Here is a 14,748-nt window from a genome sequence, read left to right as displayed (position 1 = left end):
TCAGAGCGCGGTGATCGTCTTCGTGTCGCCGTCCCAGAAGCGCACGCTCGAGAGGCCCACGGGGAACGGCTCGCCCAGCAGGGGCACGGCCGCGCCCAGCTGCTCGGCGCGCAGGCGGCGCGAGGCGCTCACGTGCGGGGTCCACGCCTCCGGGAGCGACGTGGGCACGCCGCCCGGGACCGCCGCGACGGTGGCGCGGTGCAGGGCGTCGAGCGCGGGCGAGCGGACGGCGCCCCAGGCGAGCACGAAGCGGCCGGAGTGGGGGAAGAGGAGGACGGCGCCGAGGTCGACGCTCGCGGGGAGCGGGCCGAGGGCCCCGGGCTCCGGGCACTCGAGCTCGGGGCCGGCGACGAGGGTGATGTGCGGGCGGTTGCTCTCGGAGCGGTGCAGGGCGAGGCTCGGCAGCCCGGCGCTCTCGAGCGCCTCCCACTGGCTCCGGATGCGGGCCTCGGACTCCGGGTCGAGGAGGAGTTCGACGCTGCGCACGCGTCCTATCCTGCCGCGAAGGGCGGCGCCCGGCGCGGGCTCGCCGTTCCGCAGAAGTTGCGGTAACGGCGCGCGCTCACCGCAACTTGTGGAGGATCCGCGGGGCTCGAGGACGGGCGACGACGTCGAGTACGCAGAAGTTGTCGTACTCGAGCGCGAGTACGACGACTTTCGAGGAGTCGACGGGGCGGGCGGGGCAGGCGGGACGGGAGGGACGAGCGGCTCTGCGCCGCCCCTGCTTCCGCAGAAGTTGCGGTAACGGCGCGCGCTCACCGCAACTTGTGGAGGATCCGCGGGCTCGAGGACGGGCGACGACGTCGAGTACGCAGAGGTTGTCGTACTCGAGCTCGAGTACGACGACTTTCGAGGAGTGGGGGGCGGGCGGGGCGTCAGCCGATCGTCACGAGGGTGGCGAAGAGCTCGGGGGCGCGGCGGTCGACGAGGCGCCCGCCGAGGCGGATCCCGAGCACCGCGAACAGCCCGCCGAGCACGAGCGCGAGGACCAGCGACACCGTTCCGAGGACCGGGTCGCTGCCGACCAGGGAGATCGCGCCGACGACGATCGACGGGAGCGACAGCAGCGCGGTGGCGCCCATGCTGCCGAGCATCACGACGCTCGAGATCATGCCGGAACCCGGCGGCGTCTTCAGCGGGCTGTCACCGGGCGCCGGCACCGGGTAGACGACGAGCGCCGACGCGATGCTCGACACTCCGAAGCCGCTGAGGACCAGGGCGAGCGAGATGCCCAGGATCGCGGGGATCGCCTCGGGCCGCCCGGCGTAGAGGCAGGTGCCCACCGCGACGATCACCACGGCCGGGACGCCGACGATCGCGGCGGCGATGACGCGGCCGGCGCGGTCGGCCGCCCCGTCACTCCGAGCTGAGTGCGCGGCCCACGCGGTGCCGTCGTACGAGACGTCGGCGCAGAGCGTCACGCCGAAGATCAAGGCGATGAAGACGGCCGAGAAGGTGGCGAACGAGCTCTCGCCGCCGCCGAGGGTGCCGTAGAAGAGCGTGAGGACGACGACCGCCGGGATCACGAGCAGGCCGCGGCTGTAGCGCGGGTCGCGCCACCAGTAGCCGAGGGCCCGCGCGGCGATCGCCCCGGTGGGGGTGCCGGGGAACCGGCCGAAGAGGCCGATGCCGGCGGATCCGGAGGCGGTGCCGGACGCTGACGCGGCGGGCTCGCGCAGGGCGCGGCGCAGCGCGAGCGACCAGCCCCGCACGAGCACGGCGAGCGTCCCCACTCCGATCGCGGAGCGCGCGAGCGCGGCGAGCCACTCCCCGCCACGATCGACCCGGGCACCGCCCAGATCGCTCCGAGCGGCGACCAGCCGAGGGCCGTGGCGACGACGGGGAGGACGTCGACTCCCTCTCGAAGCACGCCCATCACTCCGATGAGCAACGGCCCGAGCAGGACCATCACGACGAGGACCACTCCGCCGATCACCTCGCGGTAGCGGCGGCTCGAGCCCAGCCCGGTGGTGAGCGCGCCGATCAGGCGGAGGCGACGACGCAGGTCGCGACGCCGATCACGGCGCAGACGAGCGCGGGGACGACGCCGATCGGCTGCCTCCACCAGGCGGCGGCGGTCGCGAGGGCGGCGAGCGAGGTGACGATGCCGGGGATGCCCGCGATGCCGGCGGCGGCGAGGCCCAGCATCAGGGTCCTCAGGGGGATCGGGAAGGTGGCGAGCGTCGAGAGGTCGAGGCTCTGATCCGAGCCCGACACGAAGATGGAGGCCGAGTACCCAGCCCAGCAGCAGGGCGGAGCCGCCGAGCACGATCACGACGTTCACGAGCGCGGGATCGGTGCCGCCGAGCGCGACGAGGCCGACGACGACGAGGCCCAGGACGAAGACCGCGTACAGGCCCCCGAAGATCACCCCGATCAGCTGCCACACGTTGCGCGTGAGCGTGTTGCGCAGCAGCAGCAGGCGCAGCCTCAGGAGATGCGCAACCATGCCGGGCCCTCCTGGTGGGTGCGTCCGCCGACGAGCTCGACGAAGCGCTCCTCGAGGCTGGACCCCGCCCGCACCTCGGCGAGCGTGCCGGCGGCGAGGACGCGGCCGTCGGCGATGACGGCGACGCGGTCGCACATCCGCTCGACCAGGTCCATCGAGTGGCTCGACACGATCACGGTGCCGCCGGAGGCGACGAAGCCGGTCAGGATGTCGCGGATGTTGGCCGCGGAGACGGGGTCGACCGACTCGAACGGCTCGTCGAGCACGAGGAGCCGCGGGGCGCGCACGAGGGCGCAGGCGAGCGCGATCTTCTTGGTCATGCCCGCGGAGTAGTCGACGACGAGGGTGCGGTCGGCCGGATCGAGTCCGAGCAGCGCCAGCAGGTCGTCGGCGCGCTCGAGGACGGTGGGCCGGTCGATGCCGCAGAGCAGGCCGTAGTAGGTGATGAGCTGGAGTCCGGTGAGCCGGTCGAACAGCTTGACGCCGTCGGCGAGGACGCCGATCAGGCGCTTGGCCTCGAGCGGCCGCTGCCAGACGTCGACCTCGTGGATCGTGACGACGCCCTCGTCGGGGCGGAGCAGGGCGGTGGCCATCGAGAGCGTCGTGGTCTCGCCCGCTCCATTCGGGCCGACCAGGCCGAAGAACGAGCCGGCGGGGACGTCGAGGTCGATGCCCTTGACCGCCTCCTTGTCGCCGAAGCGCTTGCGCAGACCGCGGATCCGCAGCGCGATCTCGCCGGAGCGGCCCGCCGCGTCCGGGGCGGCCCAGGCCGGAGCTGCGTGCTCGGTAGCGTCGTCGGGGGCGCTGGTGGGCGCCGTTCCGTTCGTCCCGTCCATGGGAGTCCCTTCGGTGCATGACCGCGGGCCGCGGTGGGCGGCCGCTCCTCCCACGGTAACCAGGCCTCGTGGCACGGGGCATCCGCCTCGGGAGGGATCCGCGCCGCCTACGCTGACTCCATGCCCACGCTCCTCCTCGTCCGGCACGGGCGCACGACCGCGAACACCGCCGGGATCCTGGCCGGCCGCACCGCCGGGGTCCGGCTCGACGACGTGGGGCGCGCGCAGGCCGCTCGCACGGCGGAGCGCCTGGCGGCGGTGCCGCTGGCCGCCCTCGTGACGAGCCCGCTCGAGCGCTGCCGGCAGACGTCGCGGGCGATCCTCGACCGGCAGGGGACGCCTCCCGAAGCCGTCGTCGAGAAGGGGATCACCGAGGCCGACTACGGGCAGTGGTCGGGCCGGCACCTGCGCGATCTGGCGAAGGAGCCGCTGTGGGCGACGGTGCAGAACCAGCCGTCGGCGGTGGTGTTCCCCGGCGGCGAGGGGCTCGCGGCGATGCAGGCCCGCGCCGTCGCGGCGATCCGGAGGCACGACGCGGCCGTCGCCGAGCAGCACGGCCCGGCCGCGGTGTGGGCCGCCGTCAGCCACGGCGACACGATCAAGGCGATCCTCGCCGATGCGCTCGGGATGCACCTCGACCTGTTCCAGCGGCTGTCGGTCGGACCGGCGTCGGTGTCGATCATCCGCTACGGCGCGGGACGGCCCGAGGTCGTCGCCACGAACACCGAGGCGGGGGACCTGGGCTGGCTGCGCGCGGCCCCGGCGCCCGCGGCCGAGGCCGCTGTCGGCGGCGGAGCCGGTCACGAGTAGGTCCACGCGAGGAGCCACCCTCCGGGACGCGGCTCGTACACTGGAGTCATGCCCATCGTCCACGCGTTCGACTGGCCCGACCGCGTCGTGGTCGGCACCGTCGGCTCGCCCGGCGCCCGCTCCTTCTACCTGCAGGCCCGCACGGGTCCCCGCGTCGTCAGCGTCGGACTCGAGAAGCAGCAGTCGGCCCTGCTCGCCGAGAAGATCGACGAGATCCTCGATCAGCTGATGACCGCGGAGGGCAACCCCGCGAGCGTCCCCTCCGGCACGCCCGCGGAGCTCGTCGACAACGAGCCGCTCGACCAGCCGGTCGAGCCCGAGTTCCGCGTCCGGCGGTCTCAGCCTCGGCTGGGATCCGACGACCGCCCAGATCGTCATCGAGGCGTACCCGCTGACCGAAGCCGAGGAGTCGGCCGAGGACGCGGAGCCCGAGGAGATGGTCGTGCTTCGGATCCCCGTCGGCACCGCCCGCGCGTTCGCCAAGCGCACCCTCGAGGTGGTGGGTGCGGGGCGTCCGGCTGTGCCCGCGCTGCGGAGATCCGATGGACCCCGACGGGCACGACTGCCCGCTGGCATGAGCGAGGACGCGGAGCCGAGCGGCGAGGAGCTCACGACCGGCGCGCTCGAGCTCACCGGCCGGATCACCACCGCCTCCAACGCCACGTTCCTCGCGCGGATCGGCGACACGTCCGTCGTCTACAAGCCGGTGTCCGGCGAGAAGCCGCTCTGGGACTTCCCCGACGGCGATCTCGCGGGGCGCGAGGCGGCGGCGTACCTCGCCTCCGAGGCCCTGGGCTGGAACGTGGTGCCGCGGACGTGGCTCCGCGACGGGCCGCTGGGCCCCGGCATGGTGCAGCTCTGGCAGGACATCGACCCCGAGCAGGACGCGGTGGACCTCGTGCCGTCGGCGGAGGTCGCCGAGGGCTGGCGGCACGTGCTCGACGGCAGCGACGAGGAGGACCGCGACGTCTCGCTCGTGCACGAGGACTCGGCGGCGCTGCGGCGGATGGCGGTCTTCGACGTGGTCGTCAACAACGCCGACCGCAAGGGCGGGGCACGTGCTCGCCATGCCCGACGGCCACCGCTACGGCGTCGACCACGGCCTGACGTTCCACGTCGAGCACAAGCTGCGGACGGTGCTCTGGGGCTGGATCGGCGAGCCGCTGACGGCCGACGAGATCGACGCGCTGGGGCGGCTCCGGGCGCGATCGACGGGCCGCTCGGCGCGGCGCTGTCGGAGCTGCTGCTGAACGAGGAGATCGAGGTGCTGGGGCGCCGCTGCGACCGGCTGCGCTTCGTCGGGCCGCTTCCCGGCACCGCGGGGCGGGATGCCCGCGGTGCCGTGGCCGCTGTTCTGACGCGGACGGCGACGCCGGCCTAGAAGGCCCAGCCGCGGCCGAACATCTCGTCGCCGGTGGGACGCCCGCCGTCGGAGCGGTCGCGCGAGCCGAGGTACGAGCTCACGACCGCCGCGCCGAGGTCGTCGGCCTCGGGGTTCACGACCGTGCCGCCGGCCCGCCTGGCGAGCGAGTCGAGGAACCGCGCGAGGCCCGGGTCCTCGCCCAGGCGGAAGAACGTGGTGTGCGCGCCGAGCCGCACGGAGGCGTCGAGCTCGCGCACCGAGACGGCGATCGTGACCGGGTCGGGCGGGTAGTCGAAGAAGACGTCGCCGGCGGGCTCGAGGTGCGCGGTCGGCTCGCCGTCGGTGACGATCAGCAGCACGGGCTGCGCCCCCGGGTGCTTGCGGAAGTGCCGGTTGGCCAGCAGCAGGGCGTGGTGCAGGTTCGTGCCCTTGTCCCACTCGGCGTCGAGGCCGACGAGCTGCTCGATGCCCATCACCTCGGCCTGGCGGCCGAAGGCGATCAGCTGCAGCTCGTCGCCGCGGAACCGGCTCGTGATGAGCGTGTGCAGGGCGAGGGCGGTGCGCTTCATCGGGACCCAGCGGCCGTCCATCGCCATCGAGAAGGAGGTGTCGACGAGCAGGGCGACGCAGGCCTGCGTGCGCGCCTCCGTCTCCTGCACCTCGACGTCGCCGATCTCGATGCGCACTCCGGAGGCGGTGGACCGGCCCTCGCCGGCGGTGCGGGTGAGGGCGTTGGTGATCGTGCGCGGGAGGTCCCAGGCCTCGGTGTCGCCGAACTCCCACGCGCGCGTCGCTCCGGATCGCTCGCCCGCGGCACCCGCCCGGCGCACGTCGCGCGCGCCCTGACGACCCGACATCGTCTCGGCGATGTCGCGCAGGAGGGACTTGCCGAGCTGGCGCATCGCCTTGGGGCTGAGGGCGAGCGAGCCGTCGGAGCCGCGGCGCAGGGTGCCGGAGTCGCGCAGCGCCCGCTCGAGCTGCTTCAGCGTCTGCGCGTCGACCGCCGCGTCGTCGCCGATCCGCTTCGCGAGCAGATCGAGGTCGAGGTCGTCGAGCTGCGAGCCGTTCTGCGACTGCGCGAGCTGCTCGGCGAGCGCGTCGAGGTCGGCGAGCTCCTGGAACACGCCGGTGCCGTCGCCGAGGCCGAGCCCCTGCTCGCCGTCCATCCGCTCGGAGCCGCCCCAGTCCTCGCCGGGTCGCAGGCCCCGCAGGGCCTCGTCGAGCTTCCCGAGCGACTGCATCAGCTCGGGGGTGCCGAAGGCCTGCTGCGCGAGGGCGTCGAGCTCGTCGCGCTGCTCCTGGGTCATCGAGTTGCGCATCCGCTGCGCCGCGGCCGCCCGGGCGGCGAGGGCGTCGATCAGCTCGTCGACGGTCTCGGGGTTCTCGAGGAAGTACTCGCCGTGCTGCGCCAGGAACGCGTCGAACTGCTCCGGGGTGTCCTCGCCGCGGGCGTGCGACTCGAGCAGGTCGTTGAGGTCGCGGAGCATGGCGTCGATCGCGGCGCGGTCCTCGTCGCTCGCGTTCTCGAGGGCCTGCTTCATGCCCGCGAAGCGCTGCTCGAGCATCTCGGCGCCGAGGAGCTGCTTGATCCGCTCGAAGTCGGCGCGCGCCTCGGGGCTCCGCCAGGAAGTAGTCGGCGAGCTCGGACACGGCGGCCGCGGCCGACGGCGGCAGGCTGTCGAGCTGGATCTCGGCGAGCGCGCGGTCGCCGTCGTCCATCTGCGTGTCACGGGCCAGCTGCTTGCGCTCGGCGAGGACCGCCCGGTCGAGCAGTTCGCGGACCTCGCGGAGCGTGCCGTCGAGGTTGTGCTTCTGCGCGAGGTCGCGGCGGCGCTCGGCCACGCGGCGACCGAGATCGTCGAGGCCGAAGGCGTCGCGGCCGCCGCGGCGGAGGAACTCGCGCAGGGCCCGCTCGGGCGAGGTGCCGGCCATCACGTCCTGGCCGATCGCCTCGAGGGCCTCGGCGAGGTCGACGGGCGGAGCGAGCGGGTCCGGGCCGCCCCGGTACTCGGAGTAGCGCGCGTCGCGGTGCAGGCGGCGGTTGGTCCGGCGCCCCGGCTCAGCCATCACGGCCTCGCCGCCGCCGGTCTCCTTGCTCAGCCGGCGCGAGAGGTAGAGGCCCTCGAGCGCGAGCTCGACGGCTCCGGCGCGCTGGCCCTCGTTCGTCGCGCCCAGGCGCTCGGCGAGGTCCTCGTAGACGGTGGCCTCGCCCAGGATCGGCAGTCCGGCGAGGAACTCGCGCGCGGTCACCTGCTCGCCGGTCGTGATCATGGCGCCGTCCTCGACGGCGGTGACGAGCAGGCCGAGATCGATGCCGCGCAGGTGCGCGCGCACCGTCTCGGCGGTGGCCTGGCGCAGGAGGTGCTCGAGGATCTCCTCCTCGCGCCCCTCCTCCCCCGACTCGAACTCGATCTTGCCGCCGAGCACGTCCACCGCGGTCTCGAGGTCGATGGGGCGCGCGACGGCCTCGGCCTCGCCCCGGCGGGTGGCGCGGTGCAGCGCTGCCGCGGCGATGGTCTCGGCGCCGGCGATGGCGAAGCGGGCGCTCACTCCGCTGCGCTGGTCGACGGAGCTCGACTCGCGCAGGGCCCGGGTGAAGCGGGCGAGGATCTCGATGAGCGCGTCGGGCACGGTCGCGACGAGGTCCGCCTCCTGACGGATCACGGCGATCTCGTCGTCGAGCTCGGTCGGGTAGTGCGTGCGGATCTCGGCGCCGAAGCGGTCCTTCAGCGGAGTGATGATGCGGCCGCGATTCGTGTAGTCCTCGGGGTTCGCGCTGGCGACGACGAGCACGTCGAGCGGCAGACGGAGGACGTAGCCGCGGATCTGGATGTCGCGCTCCTCCATCACGTTGAGCATCGCGACCTGGATGCGCTCGGCGAGGTCCGGCAGCTCGTTGATCGCGACGATGCCGCGGTGGCTGCGCGGGATGAGACCGAAGTGGATGGTCTCGGGATCGCCGAGGCTGCGCCCCTCGGCCACCTTCATGGGGTCCACGTCGCCGATGAGGTCGGCGACGCTGGTGTCGGGGGTGGCGAGCTTCTCGACGTAGCGCTCCTCGCGCGAGCGCCAGGCGACGGGCAGCTCGTCGCCGAGCTCCTCGGCGCGGCGGATGCTCACCGTGGTGATCGGCTCGTAGGGGTGCTCGCCGAGCTCGGAGCCGGCGATGACCGGCGACCACTCGTCGAGGAGGCCGTTGAGGGTGCGCAGGAGCCGGGTCTTGCCCTGGCCGCGCTCGCCCAGCAGCACGATGTCGTGGCCGGCGATCACCGCGCGCTCGACCTGCGGGATCACCGTGTCGGCGAATCCGTGCAGCCCGGGCCACGGGTCGCGGCCCTCGCGCAGGGCGTCGAGCAGGTTGTCGCGGATCTCGGTGCGGAGGCTCTTCTGCACGTGCCCGGAGGCGCGGAGCTGGCCGAGGGTCTGGATCGTCGGACGCATCACTCCGGCAACGCTACGCCCGGGTGCGGCCGCGTGGCGGAGGTCTGCGGAAGTCGGCAGGGAGCTCGCGGGGACGCGCGTCCGGGGCGGTCGGCTCCTAGGCTCGGGGGCATGCGGACCCTCCCTGTGCGCCGGATCGAGCTGCACCGCGCCGCTCCCCCGCCCGCCGACTCGTGGCCGTTCACGATCCCCGCGGTGCGCCAGGTGCTCGACGACGGGCTCGACCTCGGCGCGATGACCGTCCTGGTGGGCGACAACGGCGCGGGCAAGTCGACGCTGGTCGAGGCGCTGGCGATCGCCTACGGGCTGAACGCCGAGGGCGGGACGATCAGCGCCCGGCACGCGACGCGGCCCTCGGAGTCGGTGCTCGGCGAGCACCTGCAGGTCGTGCGATCCGGCGGCGCCTCGAAGAAGGGCTTCTTCCTCCGGGCCGAGACGATGCACGGGCTCTTCACCTACCTGGAGGACCTGGGCGGAGAGAGCGTCTCGTGCCACGACCGCTCGCACGGTGAGTCGTTCCTGGACGTCGTGCTGACCCGCTCGCGGATCAGTGGCTTGTGGATCTTCGACGAGCCGGAGTCGGCCCTGTCGTTCTCGGGCTGCCTCGCGCTGCTCGGGCTCTTCCGCGACCTGCTCGCGAACGGGTCGCAGATCGTGCTCTCGACCCACTCGCCGATCCTCGCGGCGGCCACCGGGGCCGACCTCTACGAGATCGGCGAGTGGGGGCTGCGGAGGTGCGACTACGACGACCTCGATCTCGTGCGGAACTGGCGGGCGTTCCTCGAGGCTCCGGGGCGGTACACGCGGTTCCTGGACTGAGCCGGGGAGCACCGCTCAGTCCTGGTCGAGGATCCAGTCGGCGATCTCGTCGGGCAGCCGCGGGCTCTGCCGCACCCAGGCGACATGGGGGTCGCGCAGGGGCCGCCCCTGGATGGGATGACGGCGGCGCGTGATCCGAGCACGCGGGACGGCCGCGCAGAGATGGTCGACGGCGCGGCGCGAGGTCAGGCGGTCGCCGTCGATGTCGAACACGAGGAGCGGGCGCTCGAGTCGGGTCAGGCTCTCGTCGTAGTCCTCGGCCGCGCCCGGTGCCGCGAAGCGCCCGGTGCGGCTCTGGCGGGCGCAGTCGATCATCAGGCGGGTCGACTGCCGGTGGGCGAAGCCGAGCCTGTCGCCGGGGAAGTACCCGACCGCGTGCGAGAGGAGGACGAACAGCTGCGGCACGATCCTGTTGCGCGGTGCCCGCCAGCCGTTCTGCGCCCGGTGCCACGAGGACCCGGAGCCGACGAGCACGACACCGGCGAAACCGGCACCCTCGGGAGCACCCGTCGCGCTCGTCCGGGAGTCGGCGATGAGACCGAGCTGCCCCCGAGGCTGTGGCCGAGCAGCCAGATCCGCTCGGCGCCCAGTTCGCGGCGCAGGTACGCGACCGACTCGGGGATGTCGCGCTCGACGATCTCGACGTAGCCGTGCGTCGTGGTGCGACTCGCCGAGGGGTCGCCTCGCCTTCGCCGCGCAGATCGGTCAGCACCACGGTGAAGCCGCGGGCGGAGAAGGAGTCGGCGAGCGCGCGGTAGTAGCCCGAGCGGATCCCCATGGCCGGGAGGACGTACACGTGCTGGCCGGTGTCGGGGCCTCCTCGGCGGCACGACGGTCAGCACGATCCGCGTGCCGTCGCTGATCCGGACGGTGTGCGCGACGGCTGGATCGACCGCTCCCGCCGGGTCGACGACGGGTGCGTCGGACGGGGGAAGGAGTCGGTGGGGAGCATGGGATCCGTTCGAGGACGAGGACGGGGAGTCCGGGGCGGGGTCGGGCGCGGGGTCGCGGGCGGGCACCGGCGAGGGCGACGGGATCACTGTCCCGGGTCCGGTCCCGGCACCGCTGCCCCCACTTCATGCCGAACGCTGCCCGCCGGAAGCCGGGACGCGCGGCGAGGCCGACTCGGTCCCGCGGCTCAGACGACGCCCGTGAAGGCCGTGCGGCGGCCGACGAGCGTCAGGAGCAGCGCGGCGACTCCGAGGACCGCCATCAGGAGCGGGAGAACCGAGCCCTCGAAGGAGCCGAGCAGCACGGCGCCGACGATCCCCGCTGCGAAGATCGCGAGGTTGAAGGCGACCGGGAGGAACGCGTTAGCGACGTCGGAGTCGGCTCCGCCCGCCTTCGTGAGCGCCGCCTGCAGCTGGGCGGACGCGCCGCCGAAGCCGATGCCCCAGAGCACGGCGCCGACGACGATCGCCGCGGTCGAGTCGCCGGCGAGCAGGAGGATCACGGCGGCGACGACGAAGACGGCGACGCTGCCGTGCAGCAGCGGGCGCGAGAAGCGGTCGATCAGCACCGCGGTGAGCGCGACTCGACCACCGACGCGATGCCGTAGACGAGCAGGGTCACGTCGGCGCCGAGGCCCGATCCGGTTCCGCGGAGATACGGGGCGACGTAGGTGTAGATCGTGTTGTGGGCGAGCATCCAGACGGCGATCACGGCGAGGACGATCGCGATGCCCGGCTTCGCGATCACCCGGGCGAGGGCAGTCGCGAGGACGCCTGCTGACCCGGCGCGTCGGGGACGACCAGCACGATCAGCACGAGGACGACGACGGCGAGCAGCGAGAGGCCACCGAAGGACCAGCGCCAGTCGAGCACGGTGCCGAGCCACGCTCCCAGCGGAGTGCCCAGGGCGAAGCCGAGCGGGGCGCCGGTCGACACGATCGCCAGGGAGAGGCCGCCGCGGCTCTCGGGGCTGATCCGGCGCCCGTAGGCGGCGAGCATCCCCCAGATCACGCCGGTGAAGGCGCCGGCGACGAATCGGGACGCCAGCGAGAGGGCGACGTCGCCCGACAGCGCGGTGACGGTGTTGGCGAGCACGAGACCGACGATCGCGGCGAGGATCAGCGGCTTCCTCCGGAACCCGCGGGTGAGGCTGATGGCGGGCACGGTGACGACGACGGTGCCGAGCGCCTAGACGCTGATGAACTGGCCGACGACGCCCTCGCTGGTGCGCATGCCCTCGGCGATCACGGGCAGCAGGCCGGCGGGCATCGTCTCGGCGGCGACTAGGAGGAAGCCCATCGCGGCGAGGATCGCCAGGGCGGCCCAGGGCATGCGCTCGGAGCGCGGATCGGGCGTGCGGGAACCGGTCGGGGCGGTGGCGGTCGGGGCGGTGGCGGTCATGGCGTCCTCTCGAGGGCAGCACGGAGAAGCCCCGCGCGGGGGCGTCCAGGGGGAACGGGCGTCAGGAGGGGAACGGGTGTCAGGAGGCGGTCGCGCGGGCGCGCTCGACGACGCCGTCCGTCGCGGCCCAGCTGGCCAGCAGTCGCAGGCCCTCGTCGGACGGGCTGCCGGGGACGGCGGGGTAGACCGTGAGCGAGTGGCCGGGGTCCTCGACGAGCTCGACGGCCTGGAAGGTGAGCTCGAGGAGCCCGACGACGGGATGCCGGAACTGCTTGCGGCCGGCGTAGTGGCGGCGGACGTCGTGCGCGGCCCAGAGGGCGCGGAACTCCTCGCTCCGCATCGAGAGCTCGCCGACGAGCTCGGCGAGCTGCTTGTCGTGCGGGCTGCGTCCGGCGTCGCGACGGAGGATCGCGACGTTCACGTGCGCCGCGCGCTCCCAGTCGGGGTAGAAGTCGTGGGCGCGGGGATCGAGGAAGATGAAGCGCGAGTGGTTCGCGGGTCGCTGCGGTCCGCGGTACATCTCGGAGTAGAGGGCGTAGCCGAGCGGGTTGGCGGCCAGCATGTCCATCCGGTTGTTCGTGATGAACGCGGGAGCGCCGGTGACGGCGTCGAGCAGGTACTGCAGCTCGGGGCGGACGGTCGCGGCGACGGGGACGGCGCGGACGCGACGGGAGGCCGGAGCGGCGGCGCGGGCGAGGTCGTGGAGGTGATCGCGCTCGGCGCGGTCGAGGACGAGCGCGCGGGAGATCGCGTCGAGGACGCTGTCGGAGACGCCCTCGAGGTTCCCGCGCTCGGGCGGGTGTAGTAGTCGACGCTCACGCCGGCCAGGCGCGCGACCTCCTCGCGGCGCAGTCCGGGGACGCGCCGCCGCCCGCCGATCGGATCCACGCCGGCCTCCTCTGGGCTGAGGCGCCCGCGGCGGGAGGCGAGGAACTCGCGGATCTCGGCTCGGTTGTCCATGCCGGGAACGCTACGGGGGCGAGCCGCAGGGGTGGGAGGGTCTGCTGGAACCCGTCTCGGTGGAGCCCTGGCTCGGGCGACGGGACGCGCCGTTGACTGAGGCCGTCCTCCTCCGGGACCCGCGCCGAGCACGGGAGCGCTCCGGAGGACCGCCGAGTGAAGGAGAACCATGCGCGCCACCCTGATGTACGGATCCGGCGACGTCCGCGTCGTCGAGGTCCCCGACCCCGAGATCCAGGAGCCGACCGACGCGATCCTCCGGGTCACGCACGCCTGCGTCTGCGGCTCCGATCTGCACCCGTACCACGACCTCGAGAGCACTCCCGAGGGACGGCGCATGGGCCACGAGGCCATCGGCGTCGTCGAGCAGATCGGCTCCGACGTCGCCGTGCTGCAGGTCGGCGACACGGTCGTCGTGCCCTTCGCCTGGTCCGACGGCACCTGCGCGTTCTGCCGCGACGGCATCACCACCTCGTGCGTGCACGGAGGGTTCTTCGACGGCGCGGCCTCCGCGACCCAGGCCGAGAAGCTGCGGGTGCCCTTCGCCGACGCGACCGCCGTGGTGATCCCCGAGGGCACCGACGAGGCGCTCATGCCCTCGCTCCTGGCCCTCTCGGACGTCTACCTCACCGGTCACCACGCCGCCGTGCGCGGCGGGGTCCGCCCGGGGCTGACGGTGACGGTCATCGGAGACGGCGCCGTCGGGCTCTCGGCCGTCCTCGCATCGCAGCGCCTCGGCGCCGAGACGATCATCCTGATGGGCCGTCACACCGCCCGCACCGATCTCGGCCGCACGTTCGGAGCGACGCACGTCGTGGCCGCGCGCGGTGAGGAGGGCGTGGCGGAGGTGCTGGCGATCACGGGCGGCGAGGGCTCGCACGTGGTCCTCGAGGCCGTCGGACACCTGCCCGCCTACGAGCAGGCGTACGGCGTGGTCCGCCCCGGCGGCACGATCTCGAGGGTCGGAGTGCCGCAGTACGAGGACGCCCCGGTCGGCTTCGCCTCGCTCTTCGGCAAGAACGCGACGCTCACGGGAGGGCCGGCGACGGTGCGCGCCTACCTCGAGGCCGCGCTCCCCAGGTGCTCGACGGCTCGATCGAGCCCGGTCTGGTGTTCGATCGAGGAACTGCCGCTGTCGGACATCGCCGAGGCGTACCGGCTGATGGACTCGCGCGAGGCGCTGAAGGTGCTGATCCGACCGTGATCCGGAGGTGATCAATCGGTGATCCGACGGGCGGGGCTGGAGCGCTGGGAGGACGACTCGCCGAGCACTTCGCCGAAGCGGTCGCGGCGGAGTAGGTTCGCTGATGATCAAGCTAGATCGCACGACTCGACGTCCTCCCCCTCGTCTGCTCCCGCTCCCTCAGCGCATCCGAAGCGCCTGCTGAAGCGAGACGACCGGCCCGAAACCGGTGGGATGATCTCGCGCACTCGCCCCCTCCTCGATCCGTCCACCCTGGAATCGGCCGGATCCTCCTACCCGAAAAGAGATGCAGCCATGCCCGAGAACGCTGCCACCGAGACCCTGACCATCCTGCGCGACCTCCTCGGCGCTCTCGAGACGCCCGGCGCCCTGAACCCGGCGTTCGCCGCGCACCTGGGCACGCAGGTGCGCACCGCCCTCGGCGAGGCCGGCCACGCGGTGATGATCGCGCGGGCCGCCTGAGCCCGAGCATTCCCTCGGGGCGCTGAGAACGCGGTCCGAGCCCCCTCCCGGTG

At 73.4% G+C, this 14,748-nt stretch carries 14 protein-coding genes and 5 pseudogenes; 6 read left to right on the top strand and 13 right to left on the bottom strand.

Features of this window, described 5'->3' with window-relative positions:
• The 4 genes from AC0CII_RS19080 to AC0CII_RS19065 all read right to left on the bottom strand — a co-directional run bounded on the left by AC0CII_RS19080 (nt 1) and on the right by AC0CII_RS19065 (nt 3,285).
• Nucleotides 1-486: a 2'-5' RNA ligase family protein gene (locus tag AC0CII_RS19080; protein WP_465226779.1), complete on the bottom strand. Its 486-nt coding sequence runs from the start codon at nt 484-486 to the stop codon at nt 1-3.
• Nucleotides 487-875: 389 nt separating this feature from the next.
• Entirely contained in the window at nt 876-1,526 is a 651-nt protein-coding gene (locus tag AC0CII_RS19075) for a hypothetical protein (protein WP_465230325.1), read from the bottom strand.
• Nucleotides 1,523-2,449 carry a hypothetical protein gene (locus AC0CII_RS19070; RefSeq protein ID WP_465230324.1) on the bottom strand — a complete coding sequence of 309 codons (927 nt, stop codon included), beginning with the start codon at nt 2,447-2,449 and terminating at the stop codon, nt 1,523-1,525. Before AC0CII_RS19070 ends, AC0CII_RS19075 begins: the two co-directional genes overlap by 4 nt.
• Complete coding sequence (locus tag AC0CII_RS19065; protein WP_465230323.1) at nt 2,431-3,285, bottom strand: ABC transporter ATP-binding protein; 855 nt, start codon at nt 3,283-3,285, stop codon at nt 2,431-2,433. Before AC0CII_RS19065 ends, AC0CII_RS19070 begins: the two co-directional genes overlap by 19 nt.
• A gap of 120 nt (nt 3,286-3,405) precedes the next feature.
• Between AC0CII_RS19065 and AC0CII_RS19060 the strand changes: the two genes are divergently transcribed.
• From AC0CII_RS19060 to AC0CII_RS19050, 3 genes and pseudogenes are all read left to right on the top strand, one after another.
• Nucleotides 3,406-4,095, top strand: coding sequence for an MSMEG_4193 family putative phosphomutase (locus AC0CII_RS19060; protein WP_207406656.1), 690 nt, complete (start codon nt 3,406-3,408; stop codon nt 4,093-4,095).
• 48 nt (nt 4,096-4,143) lie between these two features.
• Nucleotides 4,144-4,673: pseudogene (locus AC0CII_RS19055) on the top strand (DUF3090 domain-containing protein).
• Nucleotides 4,670-5,453 (top strand): annotated as a pseudogene (locus tag AC0CII_RS19050) (SCO1664 family protein). Before AC0CII_RS19055 ends, AC0CII_RS19050 begins: the two co-directional pseudogenes overlap by 4 nt.
• 19 nt (nt 5,454-5,472) lie before the next feature.
• Here AC0CII_RS19050 and AC0CII_RS19045 read toward each other — a convergent pair.
• A pseudogene (locus AC0CII_RS19045) lies at nt 5,473-7,525 on the bottom strand (vWA domain-containing protein).
• Nucleotides 7,526-8,899 (bottom strand): annotated as a pseudogene (locus AC0CII_RS19040) (magnesium chelatase); the annotation flags it as partial.
• Nucleotides 8,900-9,010: 111 nt separating this feature from the next.
• On the opposite strand from AC0CII_RS19040, the gene AC0CII_RS19035 reads away from it, so the two are divergent.
• On the top strand, nt 9,011-9,718 hold the full coding sequence (locus AC0CII_RS19035; protein ID WP_465230322.1) for an AAA family ATPase: 708 nt from the start codon (nt 9,011-9,013) through the stop codon (nt 9,716-9,718).
• A gap of 15 nt (nt 9,719-9,733) precedes the next feature.
• Here the strand turns inward: AC0CII_RS19035 and AC0CII_RS19030 are convergent, their stop codons facing one another.
• From AC0CII_RS19030 to AC0CII_RS19000, 7 genes and pseudogenes are all read right to left on the bottom strand, one after another.
• A complete protein-coding gene (locus AC0CII_RS19030; RefSeq protein ID WP_465230321.1) occupies nt 9,734-10,033 on the bottom strand; it encodes a hypothetical protein in 300 nt (99 codons plus the stop codon).
• Entirely contained in the window at nt 10,033-10,737 is a 705-nt protein-coding gene (locus AC0CII_RS19025; RefSeq protein WP_465230320.1) for a hypothetical protein, read from the bottom strand. Before AC0CII_RS19025 ends, AC0CII_RS19030 begins: the two co-directional genes overlap by 1 nt.
• 119 nt (nt 10,738-10,856) lie before the next feature.
• Nucleotides 10,857-11,237 carry a hypothetical protein gene (locus AC0CII_RS19020; protein WP_465230319.1) on the bottom strand — a complete coding sequence of 127 codons (381 nt, stop codon included), beginning with the start codon at nt 11,235-11,237 and terminating at the stop codon, nt 10,857-10,859.
• Entirely contained in the window at nt 11,231-11,416 is a 186-nt protein-coding gene (locus AC0CII_RS19015; RefSeq protein ID WP_465230318.1) for a hypothetical protein, read from the bottom strand. Before AC0CII_RS19015 ends, AC0CII_RS19020 begins: the two co-directional genes overlap by 7 nt.
• Entirely contained in the window at nt 11,413-11,832 is a 420-nt protein-coding gene (locus AC0CII_RS19010; protein WP_465230317.1) for an MFS transporter, read from the bottom strand. Before AC0CII_RS19010 ends, AC0CII_RS19015 begins: the two co-directional genes overlap by 4 nt.
• 24 nt (nt 11,833-11,856) lie before the next feature.
• On the bottom strand, nt 11,857-12,069 hold the full coding sequence (locus tag AC0CII_RS19005; RefSeq protein ID WP_465226786.1) for a hypothetical protein: 213 nt from the start codon (nt 12,067-12,069) through the stop codon (nt 11,857-11,859).
• Nucleotides 12,070-12,148: 79 nt separating this feature from the next.
• Nucleotides 12,149-13,029 (bottom strand): annotated as a pseudogene (locus AC0CII_RS19000) (helix-turn-helix transcriptional regulator).
• A gap of 169 nt (nt 13,030-13,198) precedes the next feature.
• Between AC0CII_RS19000 and AC0CII_RS18995 the strand changes: the two are divergent.
• Entirely contained in the window at nt 13,199-14,233 is a 1,035-nt protein-coding gene (locus AC0CII_RS18995) for a zinc-binding dehydrogenase (RefSeq protein WP_465230316.1), read from the top strand.
• Nucleotides 14,234-14,527: 294 nt separating this feature from the next.
• Entirely contained in the window at nt 14,528-14,695 is a 168-nt protein-coding gene (locus tag AC0CII_RS18990) for a hypothetical protein (RefSeq protein ID WP_465230315.1), read from the top strand.
• Nucleotides 14,696-14,748: the final 53 nt, after the last annotated feature.

This window comes from Rathayibacter sp. AC182, assembly GCF_979253875.1.
This window is presented reverse-complemented; position numbering and strand designations above follow the sequence as displayed.